Origin of the sequence: Streptomyces sp. NBC_01298 (genome assembly GCF_035978755.1) — a bacterium.
Taxonomy (GTDB): domain Bacteria; phylum Actinomycetota; class Actinomycetes; order Streptomycetales; family Streptomycetaceae; genus Streptomyces.
On the sequence record NZ_CP108414.1, the window covers coordinates 4,688,139 to 4,703,018 of the forward strand.

General features: G+C 72.8%; 15 protein-coding genes and 1 tRNA gene. 9 read left to right on the top strand and 7 right to left on the bottom strand.

The window, feature by feature from the left end:
• Positions 1–4: 4 nt before the first annotated feature.
• Positions 5–511, bottom strand: a complete 507-nt coding sequence (locus tag OG730_RS21200; RefSeq protein ID WP_327305726.1) for a LysM peptidoglycan-binding domain-containing protein — start codon at positions 509–511, stop codon at positions 5–7.
• A 114-nt stretch (positions 512–625) separates the two neighbouring features.
• Complete coding sequence (locus OG730_RS21205; protein ID WP_327305727.1) at positions 626–1,108, bottom strand: MarR family winged helix-turn-helix transcriptional regulator; 483 nt, start codon at positions 1,106–1,108, stop codon at positions 626–628.
• Positions 1,109–1,210: 102 nt separating this feature from the next.
• On the opposite strand from OG730_RS21205, the gene OG730_RS21210 reads away from it, so the two are divergent.
• The gene (locus tag OG730_RS21210) at positions 1,211–2,707 is read left to right on the top strand and encodes an MFS transporter (protein ID WP_327305728.1); all 1,497 of its coding nucleotides are present in this window, start codon (positions 1,211–1,213) and stop codon (positions 2,705–2,707) included.
• A 138-nt stretch (positions 2,708–2,845) separates the two neighbouring features.
• Here the strand turns inward: OG730_RS21210 and OG730_RS21215 are convergent, their stop codons facing one another.
• Positions 2,846–3,664, bottom strand: coding sequence for an isocitrate lyase/PEP mutase family protein (locus OG730_RS21215; protein ID WP_327305729.1), 819 nt, complete (start codon positions 3,662–3,664; stop codon positions 2,846–2,848).
• A 255-nt stretch (positions 3,665–3,919) separates the two neighbouring features.
• Between OG730_RS21215 and OG730_RS21220 the strand changes: the two genes are divergently transcribed.
• The 4 genes from OG730_RS21220 (at position 3,920) to OG730_RS21235 (ending at position 7,925) form a co-directional block, all read left to right on the top strand.
• The gene (locus tag OG730_RS21220; protein WP_327305730.1) at positions 3,920–4,657 is read left to right on the top strand and encodes a hypothetical protein; all 738 of its coding nucleotides are present in this window, start codon (positions 3,920–3,922) and stop codon (positions 4,655–4,657) included.
• Between the two features lie 168 nt (positions 4,658–4,825).
• A complete protein-coding gene (locus tag OG730_RS21225) occupies positions 4,826–6,031 on the top strand; it encodes an argininosuccinate synthase-related protein (protein ID WP_327305731.1) in 1,206 nt (401 codons plus the stop codon).
• A 68-nt stretch (positions 6,032–6,099) separates the two neighbouring features.
• A complete protein-coding gene (locus OG730_RS21230) occupies positions 6,100–6,834 on the top strand; it encodes a 2OG-Fe dioxygenase family protein (protein ID WP_327305732.1) in 735 nt (244 codons plus the stop codon).
• 53 nt (positions 6,835–6,887) lie between these two features.
• Positions 6,888–7,925 (top strand): DMT family transporter, encoded by a 1,038-nt coding sequence (locus OG730_RS21235; protein WP_327305733.1) that lies wholly within the window; start codon positions 6,888–6,890, stop codon positions 7,923–7,925.
• On the opposite strand, the gene OG730_RS21240 is transcribed toward OG730_RS21235, so the two are convergent.
• A complete protein-coding gene (locus OG730_RS21240) occupies positions 7,860–8,873 on the bottom strand; it encodes a LuxR C-terminal-related transcriptional regulator (RefSeq protein WP_327305734.1) in 1,014 nt (337 codons plus the stop codon). The genes OG730_RS21235 and OG730_RS21240 overlap by 66 nt on opposite strands.
• Before the next feature lie 244 nt (positions 8,874–9,117).
• On the opposite strand from OG730_RS21240, the gene OG730_RS21245 reads away from it, so the two are divergent.
• Together OG730_RS21245 and OG730_RS21250 are read left to right on the top strand one after the other, a co-directional pair.
• Entirely contained in the window at positions 9,118–9,243 is a 126-nt protein-coding gene (locus tag OG730_RS21245; RefSeq protein ID WP_327305735.1) for a hypothetical protein, read from the top strand.
• A gap of 2 nt (positions 9,244–9,245) precedes the next feature.
• Positions 9,246–10,091: a hypothetical protein gene (locus OG730_RS21250; protein WP_327305736.1), complete on the top strand. Its 846-nt coding sequence runs from the start codon at positions 9,246–9,248 to the stop codon at positions 10,089–10,091.
• Between the two features lie 65 nt (positions 10,092–10,156).
• Here the strand turns inward: OG730_RS21250 and OG730_RS21255 are convergent, their stop codons facing one another.
• Both OG730_RS21255 and OG730_RS21260 read right to left on the bottom strand, forming a co-directional pair.
• Positions 10,157–11,323 carry an epoxide hydrolase family protein gene (locus tag OG730_RS21255; RefSeq protein WP_327305737.1) on the bottom strand — a complete coding sequence of 389 codons (1,167 nt, stop codon included), beginning with the start codon at positions 11,321–11,323 and terminating at the stop codon, positions 10,157–10,159.
• A 96-nt stretch (positions 11,324–11,419) separates the two neighbouring features.
• A tRNA-Ala gene (locus tag OG730_RS21260) sits at positions 11,420–11,495 on the bottom strand.
• A 159-nt stretch (positions 11,496–11,654) separates the two neighbouring features.
• Here OG730_RS21260 and OG730_RS21265 point away from each other — a divergent pair.
• Together OG730_RS21265 and OG730_RS21270 are read left to right on the top strand one after the other, a co-directional pair.
• Positions 11,655–12,206 (top strand): helix-turn-helix domain-containing protein, encoded by a 552-nt coding sequence (locus OG730_RS21265; protein ID WP_266879309.1) that lies wholly within the window; start codon positions 11,655–11,657, stop codon positions 12,204–12,206.
• A 59-nt stretch (positions 12,207–12,265) separates the two neighbouring features.
• Positions 12,266–13,561: a serine/threonine-protein kinase gene (locus OG730_RS21270; RefSeq protein ID WP_327305738.1), complete on the top strand. Its 1,296-nt coding sequence runs from the start codon at positions 12,266–12,268 to the stop codon at positions 13,559–13,561.
• Here OG730_RS21270 and OG730_RS21275 read toward each other — a convergent pair.
• Positions 13,558–14,862 (bottom strand): hypothetical protein, encoded by a 1,305-nt coding sequence (locus OG730_RS21275; RefSeq protein WP_327305739.1) that lies wholly within the window; start codon positions 14,860–14,862, stop codon positions 13,558–13,560. The two genes, OG730_RS21270 and OG730_RS21275, sit on opposite strands and share 4 nt — an antisense overlap.
• Positions 14,863–14,880 lie beyond the last annotated feature (18 nt).

Here is a 14,880-nt window from a genome sequence, read left to right on the forward strand (position 1 = left end):
GGGGCTAGCCGGGGAGGTTGAGCTTCATTCCGGGGTGGATCATGTCGGGGTTCGAGCCGATGACGCCCTTGTTCATGGCGTAGAGCTCGCGCCAGCGGCCCTCGTTGCCGAGTTCGCGGCGGGCGATCGCGGAGAGCGAGTCGCCCGGGCGGACGGTGTACGTCCGCTGCGCCTTGGGCGCGGGCTTCGGCATCGGGGCCGCGGGCACCGCCTTGTGCGCGGCTGACGCCGGGGTGGGCGTGTGCGGGGCGGGCTTCGCCGCGGGCGGCGCCGGTGCGGCCTTGGGGGGCATCGGGGCGATCTTCGGCGGCGCCGCCGCCGCCATGCGCTCGGCGGCCGCCTTGGTCGCCGCTGCCGAGTCGGTGTACTTGATCCCGGTGTCGGCGGGCATCGCGGACGGCGGCGCCGGGGCGGCCGCGGCCTGCTGCTGCACCTGCTCAGCCGCCTTTTCTGCGGCCTTCTCGGCTTGTTCCTTCTTCTTGTCGGACCTCATGAAGTCGAACAGTCCCATGTGCGTACGCCTCCGGCATGGTGGTGCCCCCCTGGGCTGATTGCCTTCTTCCACTGTCTGCCAGAAGGCGCGGGACGGCCCTGTGACGGGGCCATCCGGGGGATGGCCCCGGTTCTACTGGCGCGCCCGGCGGGCCGGCCTCGGGCTCTCCGACGGGGTCTCCAGATCGCCCTTGACCAGCAGGCTCAGCACCCGAACCACGGCCTCGCGGTCGGCGTCCGTGAGGGAGCCGAGCGCATCGGCGTGCACCTGGTCGACGATGCGGCTGCTCTCCTTCGCCAGGGCCGCGCCCTTCTCCGTGACCGTGATGACGCGGGCCCGGCGGTCCGTGCGGGATGGGCGCCGCTCGGCCAGTCCGGCCTTCTCCAGGGCGTCGACGGTGACGACCATCGTCGTCTTGTCCATGCCCCCGATCTCGGCGAGCTGGATCTGCGTCCGCTCCTCCCCCAGCGCGTGCACGAGCACGCAGTGCATCCGTGCCGTGAGCCCGACCTGGTCGAGCGCCGCCGCCATCCGGGTGCGCAGGACGTGACTGGTGTGGTCCAGGAGGAAGGAGAGGTCCGGCTCGTTCTCTGCTGCGGGCGCCATGGCTGTCATGTCCGCCAGTCTAGCAATTTCAGTCCCCAACAGATCGTCCGCAACGGAACTATCTGATACGGTCTTACCAAGTCAGCCCGCCGCTCACGACTGGGGACCCCGATGCCTGCCACCTCCGCTCCCTCCACTCCCGCTCCCGCCCCCTCCCTCACCGCCTCGGCCGCCTCCTCCTCCGCCGCCTCCGCCGCCCCGGCCGCACCGCGCGGGCTGCGCTCCCGCTGGACCGCCCTCGGGGTGCTGTCCACCGGCGTCCTGATGACCGTCCTCGACGGCAGCATCGTCACCGTCGCGATGCCGGCCATCCAGAAGGACCTGGGCTTCAGCCCCGCGGGACTGAGCTGGGTCGTCAACGCCTACCTGATCGCCTTCGGCAGCCTGCTGCTCCTCGCCGGCCGGCTCGGCGACCTCATCGGCCGCAAGCGGATGTTCCTGGCCGGCACCGGCATCTTCACCGGAGCCTCCCTGCTCGCCGGATTCGCCGGCTCGCCCGAGGTACTGATCGCCGCCCGGTTCCTGCAGGGCCTCGGCAGCGCCGTGGCCGCGGCCGTCAGCCTGGGCATCCTGATCACGCTGTTCACCGAACCGCGCGAGCGGGCCAAGGCCATCGCAGTCTTCTCCTTCACCGGAGCGGCCGGAGCCTCCCTCGGTCAGGTGCTCGGCGGGGTCCTGACCGACGCCCTCGACTGGCACTGGATCTTCTTCATCAACCTGCCCATCGGACTCGCCGCCCTCGCGCTGGCCTCGCCCGCGCTCCCCGCCGATCGGGGACTGGGCCTGCGGGCCGGGGCGGACGTCATCGGCGCCCTGCTGGTCACCGCCGGCCTGATGCTCGGCATCTTCACCGTCGTCGAGGTGGAGCGCTACGGCTGGCTCTCGGTGCACACCCTCGGCCTCGGCACGCTCTCGATCGCCCTGCTCGCCGGCTTCACCGCACGCCAGGCCAGGACCCGCACCCCGCTGGTACCGCTGCGCATCTTCCGTTCGCGAACCGTGGTCGGCGCGAACCTGGTCCAGATGCTGATGGTGGCCGCGCTGTTCTCCTTCCAGGTCCTCGTCGCCCTGTACCTGCAGAACGTGCTCGGCTACGGAGCCGCCGAGACCGGCCTGGCGATGCTCCCGGCGGCCGTGGTCATCGGCGGGGTCTCCCTCTTCGCCTCGGCCCCCCTGAACGCCCGCTTCGGCGAGCGGGCCGTCCTGCTCGCCGGACTCGGACTGCTCGTCGCCGCCCTGGGCCTGCTGACCCGGCTCCCGGTCCACGCCGACTACGTCACCGACCTGCTCCCCGTGATGCTGCTGGCCGCCGGCTTCGGTCTGGCCCTGCCCGCCCTCACCGCACTCGGGATGTCCGGAGCCGACGAGCAGGACGCGGGGCTCGCCTCGGGCCTGTTCAACACCACCCAGCAGATCGGCATGGCCCTCGGCGTCGCCGTCCTCTCCACCCTCGCGGCCGCCCGCACCGACTCCCTGCTCGGCACCGGCGCCGACCGCGCCGCGGCCCTGACCTCCGGCTACCACCTGGCCTTCGGTATCGGAGCCGGGCTGATGCTCACCGCGCTCGTGGTGGCGGCGACCCTGCTGCGGACCGGCCCGCGCCGGTGACTCCCGCCCGATGTTTCACGTGAAACACCGGATACGGCGAACACGCCCGGACGCACCGGGCGCGATGTTTCACGTGAAACACCGGAACACGACTGTGGGCCGCTCCACCGGAGCGGCCCACAGTCGTTCCACCAGGTCCTACTTCACGAAGAGGCCGTTCAGCGTGCCGTAGTCGACCGCCCCGTCCAGCGCCCCGTAGGTCCCCTGCTCCAGTACCTCCACCGCCGCGGCGCGGGCCGCCGTATACGCCGCCTGCGCCACGCCGGTGCCGACACTGACCCGGCGCACTCCGGCCTTCGCCAGCTCGGCGACGGAAGGACCACCCGGACCGGCCATGGCGTTGACCGGCAGCGGGCCCCGCGCGATCTCGCCCAGGACCTCCAGGTCCAGCAGCCCCGGCACGAAGATCCCGTCGGCCCCGGCGGCGGCGTACGCCTCCACCCGCGCCAGTACGTCGGCGAGGCGGCCCGACTCCTCGCCGATCCCGAACAGGAAGACGTCGGTGCGGGCATTGATCACCAGCTCCGGCAGCCCGGCCGCGGTGGCCGCCGCACGGGCGGCGCGGATCCGTTCGGCCTGCTCCGCGGCGGTGCGGAGCCTACCGTCGGACGACTTGGAGTCCTCCAGATTGATCCCGACGGCTCCCGCCGCCACCACCTCGCGCACGGTGGCCTCGACGTCCTCGTAGCCGCCCTCGATGTCCACCGTGACCGGGACGTCCACGGCGGCCACGATCCGGGCGGCCGCCGCCAGCATCTCCGCCTTCGTCGCGTGCTGCCCGTCCCCGCGCCCGATCGACCAGGCCACGCCCCCGCTGGTGGTGGCGATGGCCTGCGCCCCGGCCGATTCGATCACTGCCGCGCTGCCCGCGTCCCAGGCGTTGGGGAGAACGATCAGCGACGCACCCAGCTCCCGCAGCCGCAGCGCCTTCTCGGTGGTCTTCGCTTCTACGGTCATTCGAACTCTCCTCAGCCACAAGATTTCTAAGTGCTCGTCACATCGGCCCAACGGTAGAGGACACCTGCCGGAAAACGCCCTGGCCACCCAGCCGCTCCCCGTTACGCATCCATGACAGAAAGCCCACGTTCCAGTCGACGAGGATCCGTAGATTTCTCCTCAGCAGCCCCGCAGACCTGACCGGACGAACCCCGACAGCGACACCGCGGCATGCGACTCTCCGCCCCTTCACAGACAATGCTTCAAGGAGTCGTTATGCGTACCGCCCTCCGTACCTCGATCGTCACCGCCGCCCTCGCCGGAGCGCTCCTGGCGCCCGCCGCGACGGCCCTCGCCGCGCCTACCGCGCCGGCCGCGCAGGCCGCGCAGGCCGTGACCTCCACGTCAACGGTTACCGCGGTGTCGGCCGCGTCCGGGAACACCTCCGGCGTCGACCGCTACGACGGCGAGAAGCACCTCGTCGCCAAGGGCCGCCTCGCGGTGCTGCGCAACGGCGCCGAGGGCCCGGAGGTCTGGATCCGCGCCGTCGGACCCGACTGGAAGCCCGGCGACGGCTGGGCCGGCCGCGTGCTGGCCAAGCTCGACCCGGCCCACAAGCGGGCCGTCATCGACGGCATCCGGTACGACCTCAAGAAGATCACCTCCGGCCCGCACGAGGGCCGCTACGGCCTCGGCGTCCGCGTCCTGGGCGGGGGCACCGCCGACGGCTGGTACATCCTGCCGAAGGCCGCCAAGCCCACTCCGCAGGCCACCACCAAGCCCTCGGCGAAGCCCACCACCAAGCCCGCCGTGAAGCCCGCCTCCGTCACGCCGCAGACCGTCGTCGTCCCCCGGGGCCCGGTCGCCGCGGGCGCCGAGATCACCGGGGCCGCCTCCGCGGACACCGGCGACACCACCAGCACCGCCGCCGCCGGTGCCGCCCTCATCGCGATACTCGCCGCTGTCGGCACCGCGTTCATGGTCCGCGCCCGCAAGGCCCGCGCCCGCGGCTGAACCACAAAGGCCCTCTCGCCCCCGGGGCCTTTCACGTTCGGCCGGCCCTGGCGCCCGGCCACGTCCGGGACCGGTCATGGCCGGGCGCGGACGGCCGGAATCCATTGTCCGGAAGCCCGCCGCAGGGAAATCTCCTCTCTTGTGAACCGCGCCAAGGTTGGAGAGACCATGCAGTCCCCGCTCATACGTTCCTTCTCGCAGCTCGACACCCTGGACCCGAACCGTCCCGTCGTCACCCTGTTCAGCGGTGGCCTCGACAGCTCGTACCTGCTGCTGCGGCTGCGCCGCATGGGCGTCCGCGACGTGCACGCCGTCAGTGTCGACATCGGCGAGGACGAGTCGAGCCAGTACAAGCGCCAGGTGGCGGAGGCGCTCGGCGCGACCATCCACATCCTCGACCGGCGCGAGGAGTTCGCCGGCCAGTACGTCGCCCCCGCGATCGCCGCCCAGGCCGTCTACCTCGGCATCCACCCGGTCAGCTCCACCCTCAGCCGTCCGCTCATCGCCCGCAGCGCGGTCGAACTGGCCCGCACCCTCGGCGCCCAGACGGTCCTGCACACCGCGAACCGCTCGCAGAACACCCTGCGCCGGCTCAACGGCGCGCTGACCCTGCTCGGCTGGGAAGGCAGCTTCGGCAGCCCGTACGACCTCGACCCGGTCACCCGGGAGGAGAAGCTCGTCGAGCTGCGGTCCGCGGGGATCGACCTGCTCGCCGGCCGGATCGTCAGCGGGGACTCCAACCTGTGGTGCCGCGAGTTCGAGTCCGGGATCCTCGACGACCCGGAGCGCCACGCGGTCCCGGACGACATGTACACCTGGAGCCGCCCCACCGCTCTGCCCGGTGACTCCGAGACCCTGACGGTCTCCATCGAGCGCGGGCTCCCGGTCGCCATCGACGGTGCCCCGATGCAGCTCACCGACCTGATCGACCAGCTCAACCACCGGGTCGGCGCGTACGGCCTCGGCCGCTACTCCGGCCTGGAGCACCTCGACCACGGCGAGAAGGTGCTGGAGATCCGCGAGATGCCCGGCGCCTACCTGCTGCTCAGCAGCTACCGGCACGTCGAGAGCGCCTGCCTGGACGCCGAACTCATCCGGGAGAAGCGCCATCTGGAGCAGGTCTGGGTGCGCGAGGCGCTGGAAGGCCGCTGGTTCGGCGACCTGCGCCTCACCGTCCAGGCGTTCATGGACACCTGCGCCGCCCGCACCAGCGGCTCGGTGACCTGGCGGCTTCGGACCGGCGGGGCGGACACGCGCGCCATCACCGCCGCCAAGCCGCTGTACCTGCGGGACCGCGAAGCCTGGGAGGAGCGGGCGATCGAGGCCGAGTCCGCGCCGTTCGCCCGCGCCGGCTCCCTGCTCACGCCCGCCTGAGCCCCTCCGGCCCGGCCACCGCCCTTCCCCGTACCGACTGTTCTTCCTCGTTTCCCCGGAGCACTTCCATGACCACCGCCGCTTCCACCACGCACCCCGTCGCGCTCGACGCCACCGCCGCCCTCGCCGGCCCCGGCGGGCACCTGATGCCCTCCCGCGCCCTCTCGGACCTGGTCGACGCCGACGCCTCCGACTGGGCCCGCTTCGCCACCCACTGGGACGAGCTGACGCTCGACACGCACATGGCCGACGGGGGCACCTACCGCTTCCGCCGCTACGGCCAGTTCGAGCTCGACGCGGACTCCGGCGAGCTCAGCCTGCTCCCCCACGAGCCCTACCGGCAGGAAATGGACGTCAACCCGCTCAACGGCGGAGTGGAGCGCGTCTTCGACCCGCTGACCGGGGCCTTCGTGGGCGACCAGCTCCTGCGGTCGGTCCTGGTCGAACTGGGCCGGATCTTCACGGCGGTCGACGGTACGAAGACCTGGAACATCAAGCTCCACCCGTACCGGATCATCGCCTCCGCCGACCAGGAGGGGCAGCCGGCCCCCGAGGGCCGCCACCGTGACGGCGTCACCTTCATCACCTCGCTGATGATCGGCCGCACCAACGTCACCGGCGGCGAGAGCGGCGTCTACACCGACGCCGGCGAGCACCTGCTCACCACCACCCTGACCGAGCCCGGCGACCTCCTGCTGGGCGACGACCGCCGGACCCTGCACTCGGTGACCGGGCTGCAGCCCGTCGACCCGCTGTCCGCGTCCCACCGCGACGTCCTGGTGATCGCCTACACCGCCCGCTGAGCGCGACCCGCGCTCGCTCGCCCCTCCCCCACACCCCCGTAGGAGTAGTCCCGATGACCGCCACCGCCTCCGCCGCGGCCCGCCGTGCCTGGCTGACCGATCTGCCCGTACTGCTGGTCGCCGTGGTGTGGGGATCGAGCTACCTGGCCGCCAAGGGCGTCACCACCACCCAGACCGTGCTGGCGGTGCTGGTCCTGCGGTTCGCGGTGGCCCTGCCCGTGCTCGTCATCGCGGGGTGGCGCAAGCTGCGCGCGCTCAGCGGTGCGCAGGTGCGCGGCGGGGGCCTCCTCGGGCTGATCCTGGCCGGGATCTTCCTGCTGGAGACCTACGGGGTGGTGCACACCTCGGCGACCAACGCGGGGCTCATCATCAGCCTCACGATGATCTTCACTCCGATCGCGGAGAGCCGGATCCGCGGCACCGCGCTGCCGCGCCCGTTCATGGCGGCGGCCGGGCTGTCGGTGGCGGGCGTCCTGCTGCTGACCCAGGGGGCCGGCTTCACCGCGCCCTCCGTCGGTGATCTGCTGATGCTGGGCGCGGCCCTCGCCCGTACCGTCCACGTCCTCGCGATGTCGCGGATGAAGTCGGTCGAGGGCGCGGACTCGATGTCCATGACCACGGTCCAGCTGGGCGGCGCGGTCACGGTGTTCGCCCTGCTGTCCTTCGCACCCGGCACCGGCGCCACCCCGTGGGCGGCCGCCGCCTCGTTCGGCGTCTCCGACTGGCTCTGGCTGGTCTACCTGTCCGTGTTCTGCACGCTCTTCGCCTTCTTCACGCAGATGTGGGCCGTCCGCAAGACCTCGCCCTCGCGGGTCAGCCTCCTGCTGGGCACCGAGCCCGTGTGGGCCGCCGTGTTCGGCATCGCACTGGCCGGGGACCGGCCCGGACCGCTCGGCCTGGCGGGCGCGCTGCTGGTCCTCGCGGGCACCGCCTGGGGCCGCACGGCCGCCTCCGGCCCGGCCACCGCGGAGCCCGCGGTCACCTCCGAGCCCGCGGTCACCACGAAGCCCGCCGCGACCCCGGCTTCAGTCGTCGAGCCAGCCCAGCCGGACCGCGCACACACCGGCCTGGAACCGGCTGGCCGCGCCTAGCCGTTCGGTCAGCTCGGAGACGAGGCGGCGGACCGTGCGCTCGGACACCCCGAGCTTGCGGGCCATCGTCTCGTCCGTCAGTCCGCCCTCCAGCATCCGCAGCAGCTCGCGGTGGCGGCCGGTGGGCTGCCAGCCGCCCTCGCTCCCCGGGTCCGCCGGACTCGCCGCGGTGCCCGCCTCGCCCAGCACGCCGGCGGCCGCCCAGCAGTGTTCGAAGATCCCGCGCAGGACGCCGACCAGCGTCTCCCCGCGCAGGACGACAGCCGCGATGTCCCCGTCCACCGGCTCCGGAGCGGGGACGATGGCCAGGGAGCGGTCCACCACGATCAGCCGCAGGGGCAGGGTGTGCGCGGTGCGCACCTGGGCCCCGGCGGCGTTGAGCTCGCGCAGGTACGCGCTCATGTGCGGCACGGCGGCCGCCGAACCCAGGTGGATCGTACGGATCTGCACCCCCCGGCCGAGCGCCAGCCGGTCCCGCTCCAGGCCCGCCTCGATCATCCCGGCGGGCAGCGCCCGCCCCGGGTGCAGGGAGAGCACCTCGTGCTCCACGCGCTGCGAAGCGTCCTCCAGGGCGGCCGAGACGTTGGCGGCGCCGGTGACCACCTCCATCTGTACGGAGGACAGCTCCCGGGCGTGCACCGGCTGGAAGTCCGTGACGACCTGGGCCAGTGCGGCCCGGGTCTGCTGCACGGCCGAGAGCAGGGCCCCCGTGTGCTGCTCCTCCTCCAGCAGGAGGTTGCGCAGCGCGGTGTCCGGGGCCAGTGCCGTCCAGCCGTTGCGGGTCTCGGGCGAGGGGACGAACAGTCCGAGCCGGTTGAGCAGACGCAGGGCCTGCGCGAACTCCGGGTCGGTCCACCCGCGTTCGACGGTGACGAGCTCCGGCCGCCAGGACGCGTCGTCCAGTGCGATCCGGTACAGCTCCTGGGCCTTGGCCCGCACCTCGTCCACACCGCCCCCTCGGCTCGGCGAACCATCCCCCGCGGTTCGCACACGCGATCCTAGGAAGGGGTCCGCACTACGGCCAGCGGGGTCCGGCATGCGGACATCCAGCGAGGTCGGAGCGGCTGCCGCACCGCCCGCAGTGTCCGCCCCTGGCCATGTCCGGTCCCGGAACTTCGCATCCGTAGCCGCCGCGGAAGCCCTCGCAGCATGCTGGTTCCACACCACAGCACACGTCTTCCGGGGGTTCTCCATGTCTCGTGTCCGCACCGCTCTGCTCGCCGTCATCGCCGCCGCCTTCGTCCTCGGCGGAGCCCCGGCGGCCCTTGCCGCGGAACAGCCGGCCGCTGCCTCGACCGACTCCTTCATCTGGGGCTGACCATGACCAGGCGACCGGAAGTCGCGGTCGTGGCCCCGCTCACCGGCCCCCGGGCCGCCTGGGGGGCGGTGCTCCTCGGAGGGATCGAGCGGGCGAAGGCCGAGCACCCCGCGGCGGCCGACTGGCGCGTGCACGACGAGACCGCGGGGGTCGTGGACGACGTCGTGGCGGGCGATTACGCGGCGGTGGTCGGACACGGCGACCCGGCCCGCGGCCCGATGGCGGCGGCGGCCTACCGGGCGGCGGGGCTGACCTGCCTGCTGCCCTTCCTGCCGCCCGAGCCCGGCGCGCTCAGCTGGGCCCCCGACGAGGAGTCGCTGGCGCGTCTGATCGTCGAGGGAGCGGCCGCACTGGGGGCGGCCTCTCTCTCGACCCTGCACGACGGGGGCCCGCAGTGGACGGAGCTGGCCCTGCGGGTCTGCGAGCGGGCCGGCGCGGCCGGCCTGGTCGCGGCCCCGCCCCCGTCCGCGTCCGCCGGCGCCGGGGACGTCCTCGCGGTACTGGCCCCCCAGGAACACTGCCTGCGCCTCGCCCGCGCGGCGGCGCCCCGGGGCCCGGTGCTGATCCCCGCCGACCCCGGGCTCGGCACCTTCGCCTCCCTCGGCCCGGCCGCGGCGGGCCTCGACGTCTGGGCCGTCCACGCCCACTCCTGCGCGGTGCGCCGGGCCGACAGCGCCGTCACGGCCCTCGCCCGTACCCTCTCCGCAACCCCGGACCTGCGCGGCCCTGCACTGACCGAGGCGGTACGGGCCAACTCGGGCGTCCTCCTGACCCCCCGGGGCGTGCCCCTGGGCGAGGGCTGGCGCATCTCCCGGCTCCACGAACTGTGCGGCCGCCCGGTCCCCTGACACGAGTCGCGGGACCGCTGAGCGGGGCAGCGGGGCAGCGGGGACGGGAAACGGGGGGAGCGCGCTCAGAGGGAGCGGAAGAAGCCCCGGACGTCTCCGACCAGCAAGTCGGGCTCCTCCAGGGCCGCGAAGTGGCCGCCGCGCTCGAACTCGGTCCACCGCACGATGTTGTTGGTCTGCTCGGCGAGGTGTCGCAGCAGGACGAAGTTCTCGTGCGGGAAGTGGGCCAGGGCGGTGGGCGCCTTCGACGGCTCGGGCGGTGCGCCCCAGTAATCGGCGTGCGCGCGCTCGTAGTAGAGCCGCGCCGAGGAGCCCGCCGTGGCCGTCAGCCAGTAGAGCATCACGTTCGTGAGGAGCAGATCGCGGTCGACGGGAGAGCCCGTCCACTCCTCGAACTTCTCGGCGATCCAGGCGAGCTGGCCGACGGGCGAGTCGGTCAGGCCGTACGCGAGGGTCTGCGGGCGCGTGGACTGGATGTCCGCGTACCCCTGCCGGTCGCGGGCCCATTCCTTGAACCGCTCCCACGACAGCCGGGTGCGCGCGGCCTGGTCGGGGGACAGGCCCAGCAGGTCGGCCGGTTCCGGCTCCCGCGCCATGTAGGCGTTCGGGATCAGGTTCAGGTGGACGCCGATCACCTCGGGGCGGGTACGGCCTATCTCGCGGGAGACCGCCGCGCCCCAGTCGCCGCCCTGGACCCCGTACCGCTCGTACCCCAGCCGCCCCATCAGCTCGGCGAAGGCGGCGGCCACGCGCCGGAACTCCCACCCCGCCTCCCGGGTCGGCCCGGACAGACCGAAGCCGGGGATGCTCGGCAGGACCAGGTGGAAGGCGTCGGCCGGGTCGCCGCCGTGGGCGGCCGGGTCGGTGAGCGGCCCGACGACATCGGTGAACTCGACGATCGAGCCCGGCCATCCGTGGGTCATGAGCAGCGGGGTGGCGTCCGGCTCCGGGGACCGTATGTGCGCGAAGTGGACGTGCGCCCCGTCGATCTCCGTCGTGAACTGCGGCCATGCGTTGAGCTTGGCTTCGGCGGCCCGCCAGTCGTACGCGTGGCGCCAGTACCGCACCAGTTCCTTCAGGTGCCCGCCCGGAATCCCGTACGCCCAGCCCGAGCCGGGTATCTCGTCCGGCCACCGGGTGCGGTCCAGGCGTTCGTGGAGATCGTCCAGATCGGCTTGGGGGATGTCGATCCGGAACGGAATGAGGTTCTCTTCGGGGATCACGCGACGCATCCTCACTTCGACCGCAGGGTCGGCTCGTGGCCGGGCGCAGGTACTAAAAAAAGGTCTCCTGATCCGCGTTGTCGCAGATCAGGAGACCTTTGTGCATGGTGGAGCCTAGGAGATTCGAACTCCTGACATCTGCCTTGCAAAGGCAGCGCTCTACCAACTGAGCTAAGGCCCCGGATGTGGACGTACCGGTCCCCCGCGAGCGAGTGACCGTTCCGTAGGACAGAGTACCGGGTGTACCCCCTCATCCCGCAAAATGATAGGGACTCCCGCCCCGCGACCACTCTCCGTAAGATGCTCGCGAGGTTCGCACCAGCGAAGGGGAGTAGTAAGAGTGGACGCAGTACAGCAAGAGGCGACCGCCAGAGCCAGGGAACTCCAGCGGAGTTGGTACGGGGAGCCGCTCGGCGCGCTGTTCCGCCGGCTCATAGATGACCTCGGCTTGAACCAGGCCCGCCTCGCTGCCGTCCTCGGACTGTCGGCGCCGATGCTGTCCCAGCTCATGAGCGGGCAGCGGGCCAAGATCGGCAACCCCGCCGTGGTCCAGCGGGTCCAGGCGCTCCAGGATCTCGCCGGCCAGGTGGCCGACGGGAGCGTCAGCGCGGGAGAGGCCACCGACCGGATGGACGAGATCAAGAAGACCCAGGGAGGTTCCGTCCTCAGCAACAGCACCAGCCAGACCGCCACCGGCTCCGGCGCACCCACCGTCAAGCGCGTCGTGCGCGAGATCCAGTCGCTGCTGCGCTCGGTCTCCGCGGCCGGAGACATCATCGACGCGGCGGACACCCTCGCCCCGACCCACCCGGAACTGGCAGAGTTCCTCCGGGTGTACGGAGCGGGCCGCACCTCCGACGCCGTCGCGCACTACGAGGCGCACCAGAACTGACACGCGACGATCGCGACGCACGCGACGGACACAGCTGACGACGGGGGACGGGCGCAGCAATGGGTGAGATCTTCGCCGGCCGGTACGAACTGATCGACCCGATCGGACGTGGCGGCGCAGGCGCCGTATGGCGAGCCTGGGACCACCGGCGCCGCAGGTACGTCGCAGCGAAGGTCCTCCTGCACAGTGATGCCCACACCCTGCTGCGGTTCGTCCGCGAGCAGGCACTGCGGATCGATCACCCGCACGTACTGGCCCCGGCCAGCTGGGCGGCGGACGACGACAAGGTCCTCTTCACCATGGACCTCGTCGCCGGCGGCTCCCTCGCCCATGTGATCGGGGACTACGGGGCCCTGCCGCCCCGGTTCGTGTGCACGCTGCTCGACCAGCTCCTGTCGGGGCTGGCGGCGGTGCATGCGGAAGGTGTCGTGCACCGCGACATCAAACCGGCCAACATCCTGATGGAGGCCACCGGAACCGGGCGGCCGCACCTGCGGCTGTCCGACTTCGGCATCGCCATGCGCAAGGGCGAGCCCCGGCTGACCGAGACCGCCTACGTGGTCGGCACCCCGGGCTATCTCGCCCCCGAGCAACTCCTCGGCTCCGAGCCTGACTTCACCGCCGACCTGTTCGCCGTCGGACTGGTCGGCCTCTACCTGCTCCAGGGCAGCAAGCCCGACTCCCAGGCCCTCGCGGAGCAGTTCTTCACCCACGGCACCCCCAACGCCCCCGAGGGCGTTCCCGCGCCGCTGTGGGACGTCCTGGCCGCGCTGCTCCAGCCGGACCCCCGGAGCAGGTTCCAGACCGCCACCGGGGCGCGCAGGGCCCTCGCCGAGGCCGTGGAGCTGCTCCCGCCGCCCGGCCCGGACGGGGATCCGGTCGAGGTGTTCGACCAACTCGGCCCGGTGCCGCACGATTTCACGCCCCGGGCACTGCGGGGGACGGCCCACGAGACCCCGCCGACGGCCGGTCCGACGGGCCGGGCCACCCCGCCCACCGTGCCCGCGCAGCCCTCCGCCGCCCCCGCGCCGGTCACCTCTCCCCCCGGCGCTCCCCTCGGCGTGTTCGGCCCCTCGGAGACGGGCAGCTTCCACCTCCCGCCACCGCAGTCGGCCAACGCCCCGGCTCCGCAGAGCCCTCAGACGGCGCAGACCGTGCCGACCGGCCCGACGGCCCCGTATCCACATCCGCACCCGCATCCGTACGCGCGGCCGCAACCGCAGCCGCAGCCCGTCCCCCCGGCCGTACCCCGCGCGGGCACCCTCGCGCCCCCGCCCGCCAAGGTCACCGCCGGGATCCTGCTCGCCGCCGTCCTGTGCTTCGCCGTCGGGATCTGGGCCCTGACCGGGCTCTAGGAGGCCCGCCGCCGGGACAGCAGGATCCAGCCGCCCAGGACCAGCAGCAGCAGCGTCCCCGTACCGAAGCCGGCGCCCGCGACGACCCGCATCACCGACCGCTGGTCCGCAGCCGCTTCGGCCTCCACGACCGTGCTGCCGTCCTTGGCGGCCGTACGGTCCCCGGCGCCCACCCCGAACCCGCCGGCCGCAAGGTCCTCCTCATAGGCCGGCGCCTTGCCCGGCGTCCCAATGATCTGCGTGCGCAGGGTCAGCGGGACGGGCACCTCGTCCCGGGTGAACTCCCCGACCTTGCCCGCCATGGTCACCGCGACGTAGTACCAGCCGGCCACCCGGACCGCCCCGAGCTTCCGGTCGGAGGCGAAGCGGTTCTCGTAGGCCACCGGCGCCGTCCGCGGCAGGGTGAGCCCCGCCTGCTTCCCGTCGTAGGAGGCGTCCTCACTGTCGATCAGCGACCGGTAGGGGCTGTACAGCGTGACGGAGAGCCCGGGCGAGGCGTACCCGGAGTCCTTCGTCAGCGTGGCGGCGGAGAGTTCGGCCGCGAGGCCGAGCTGCTGCCCCCAGTCGAGCGGCACCCGGTAGAAGCGGGTCTGCCCGGGCCGCAGCTCGTCGTTCCAGACGCCGCTGTCCAGCGCCCGCGCGTCGTTGAAGCCGGTCCCGCCGGCCCGCGGGGCCGCGTCGCCGCCCGGCAGGGTCGGGGAGGCCGAGGGCCAGACGCTGGGGGCGGCGGTGGGCGCGTTGCTGCCGCCGAGCTTCGGCTCGCGCTGGACCCGCAGCTCCAGGGGCCACGGCGACGGGTCCCCGTCCTTGGCCGTCTCGCGGGTGACCTTGACGTAGTAGGGGCCGCTCCCCTGGCATTCCCCGTCCTCCCGCATGATCCGGCCGCCCACCGCGCTGATGGGGACGGGGTCGTAGCCGAAGGACGCCCGCCCCGGACCGCTCTGGCAGGAACGGTTCTCGATGGTGAGGACCTCCACCTCCAGGCCGTCGCTGTAGCTCACCTTGGCGCCGCCCGGGGGCTGGAGCACCGCGGAGACGTACACGCTGGAACTGTCGTCGAGGTCGAGCGCGTAGTACCGCTCCCCCGGCGCCATCGAGTCCCTGTAGACGGCCCCGGTCTTCAGTTGCGGCGCTCCGGCCGTGGAGGGCTTCCCCTTCACCGCCACCGCTCCGTCCGCGCCCCGGTAGGAGGGCACCGGCTGCGGGCTCCCCGCCGCGCCCGCGGCCCCCGGCAGGGCCGCGACCAGCCCGAGGGCGGCCAGCGTCGCCGCGGCCGTCCGTACCCGACGTACCCCACCCATCACACGCACCCACCCCGA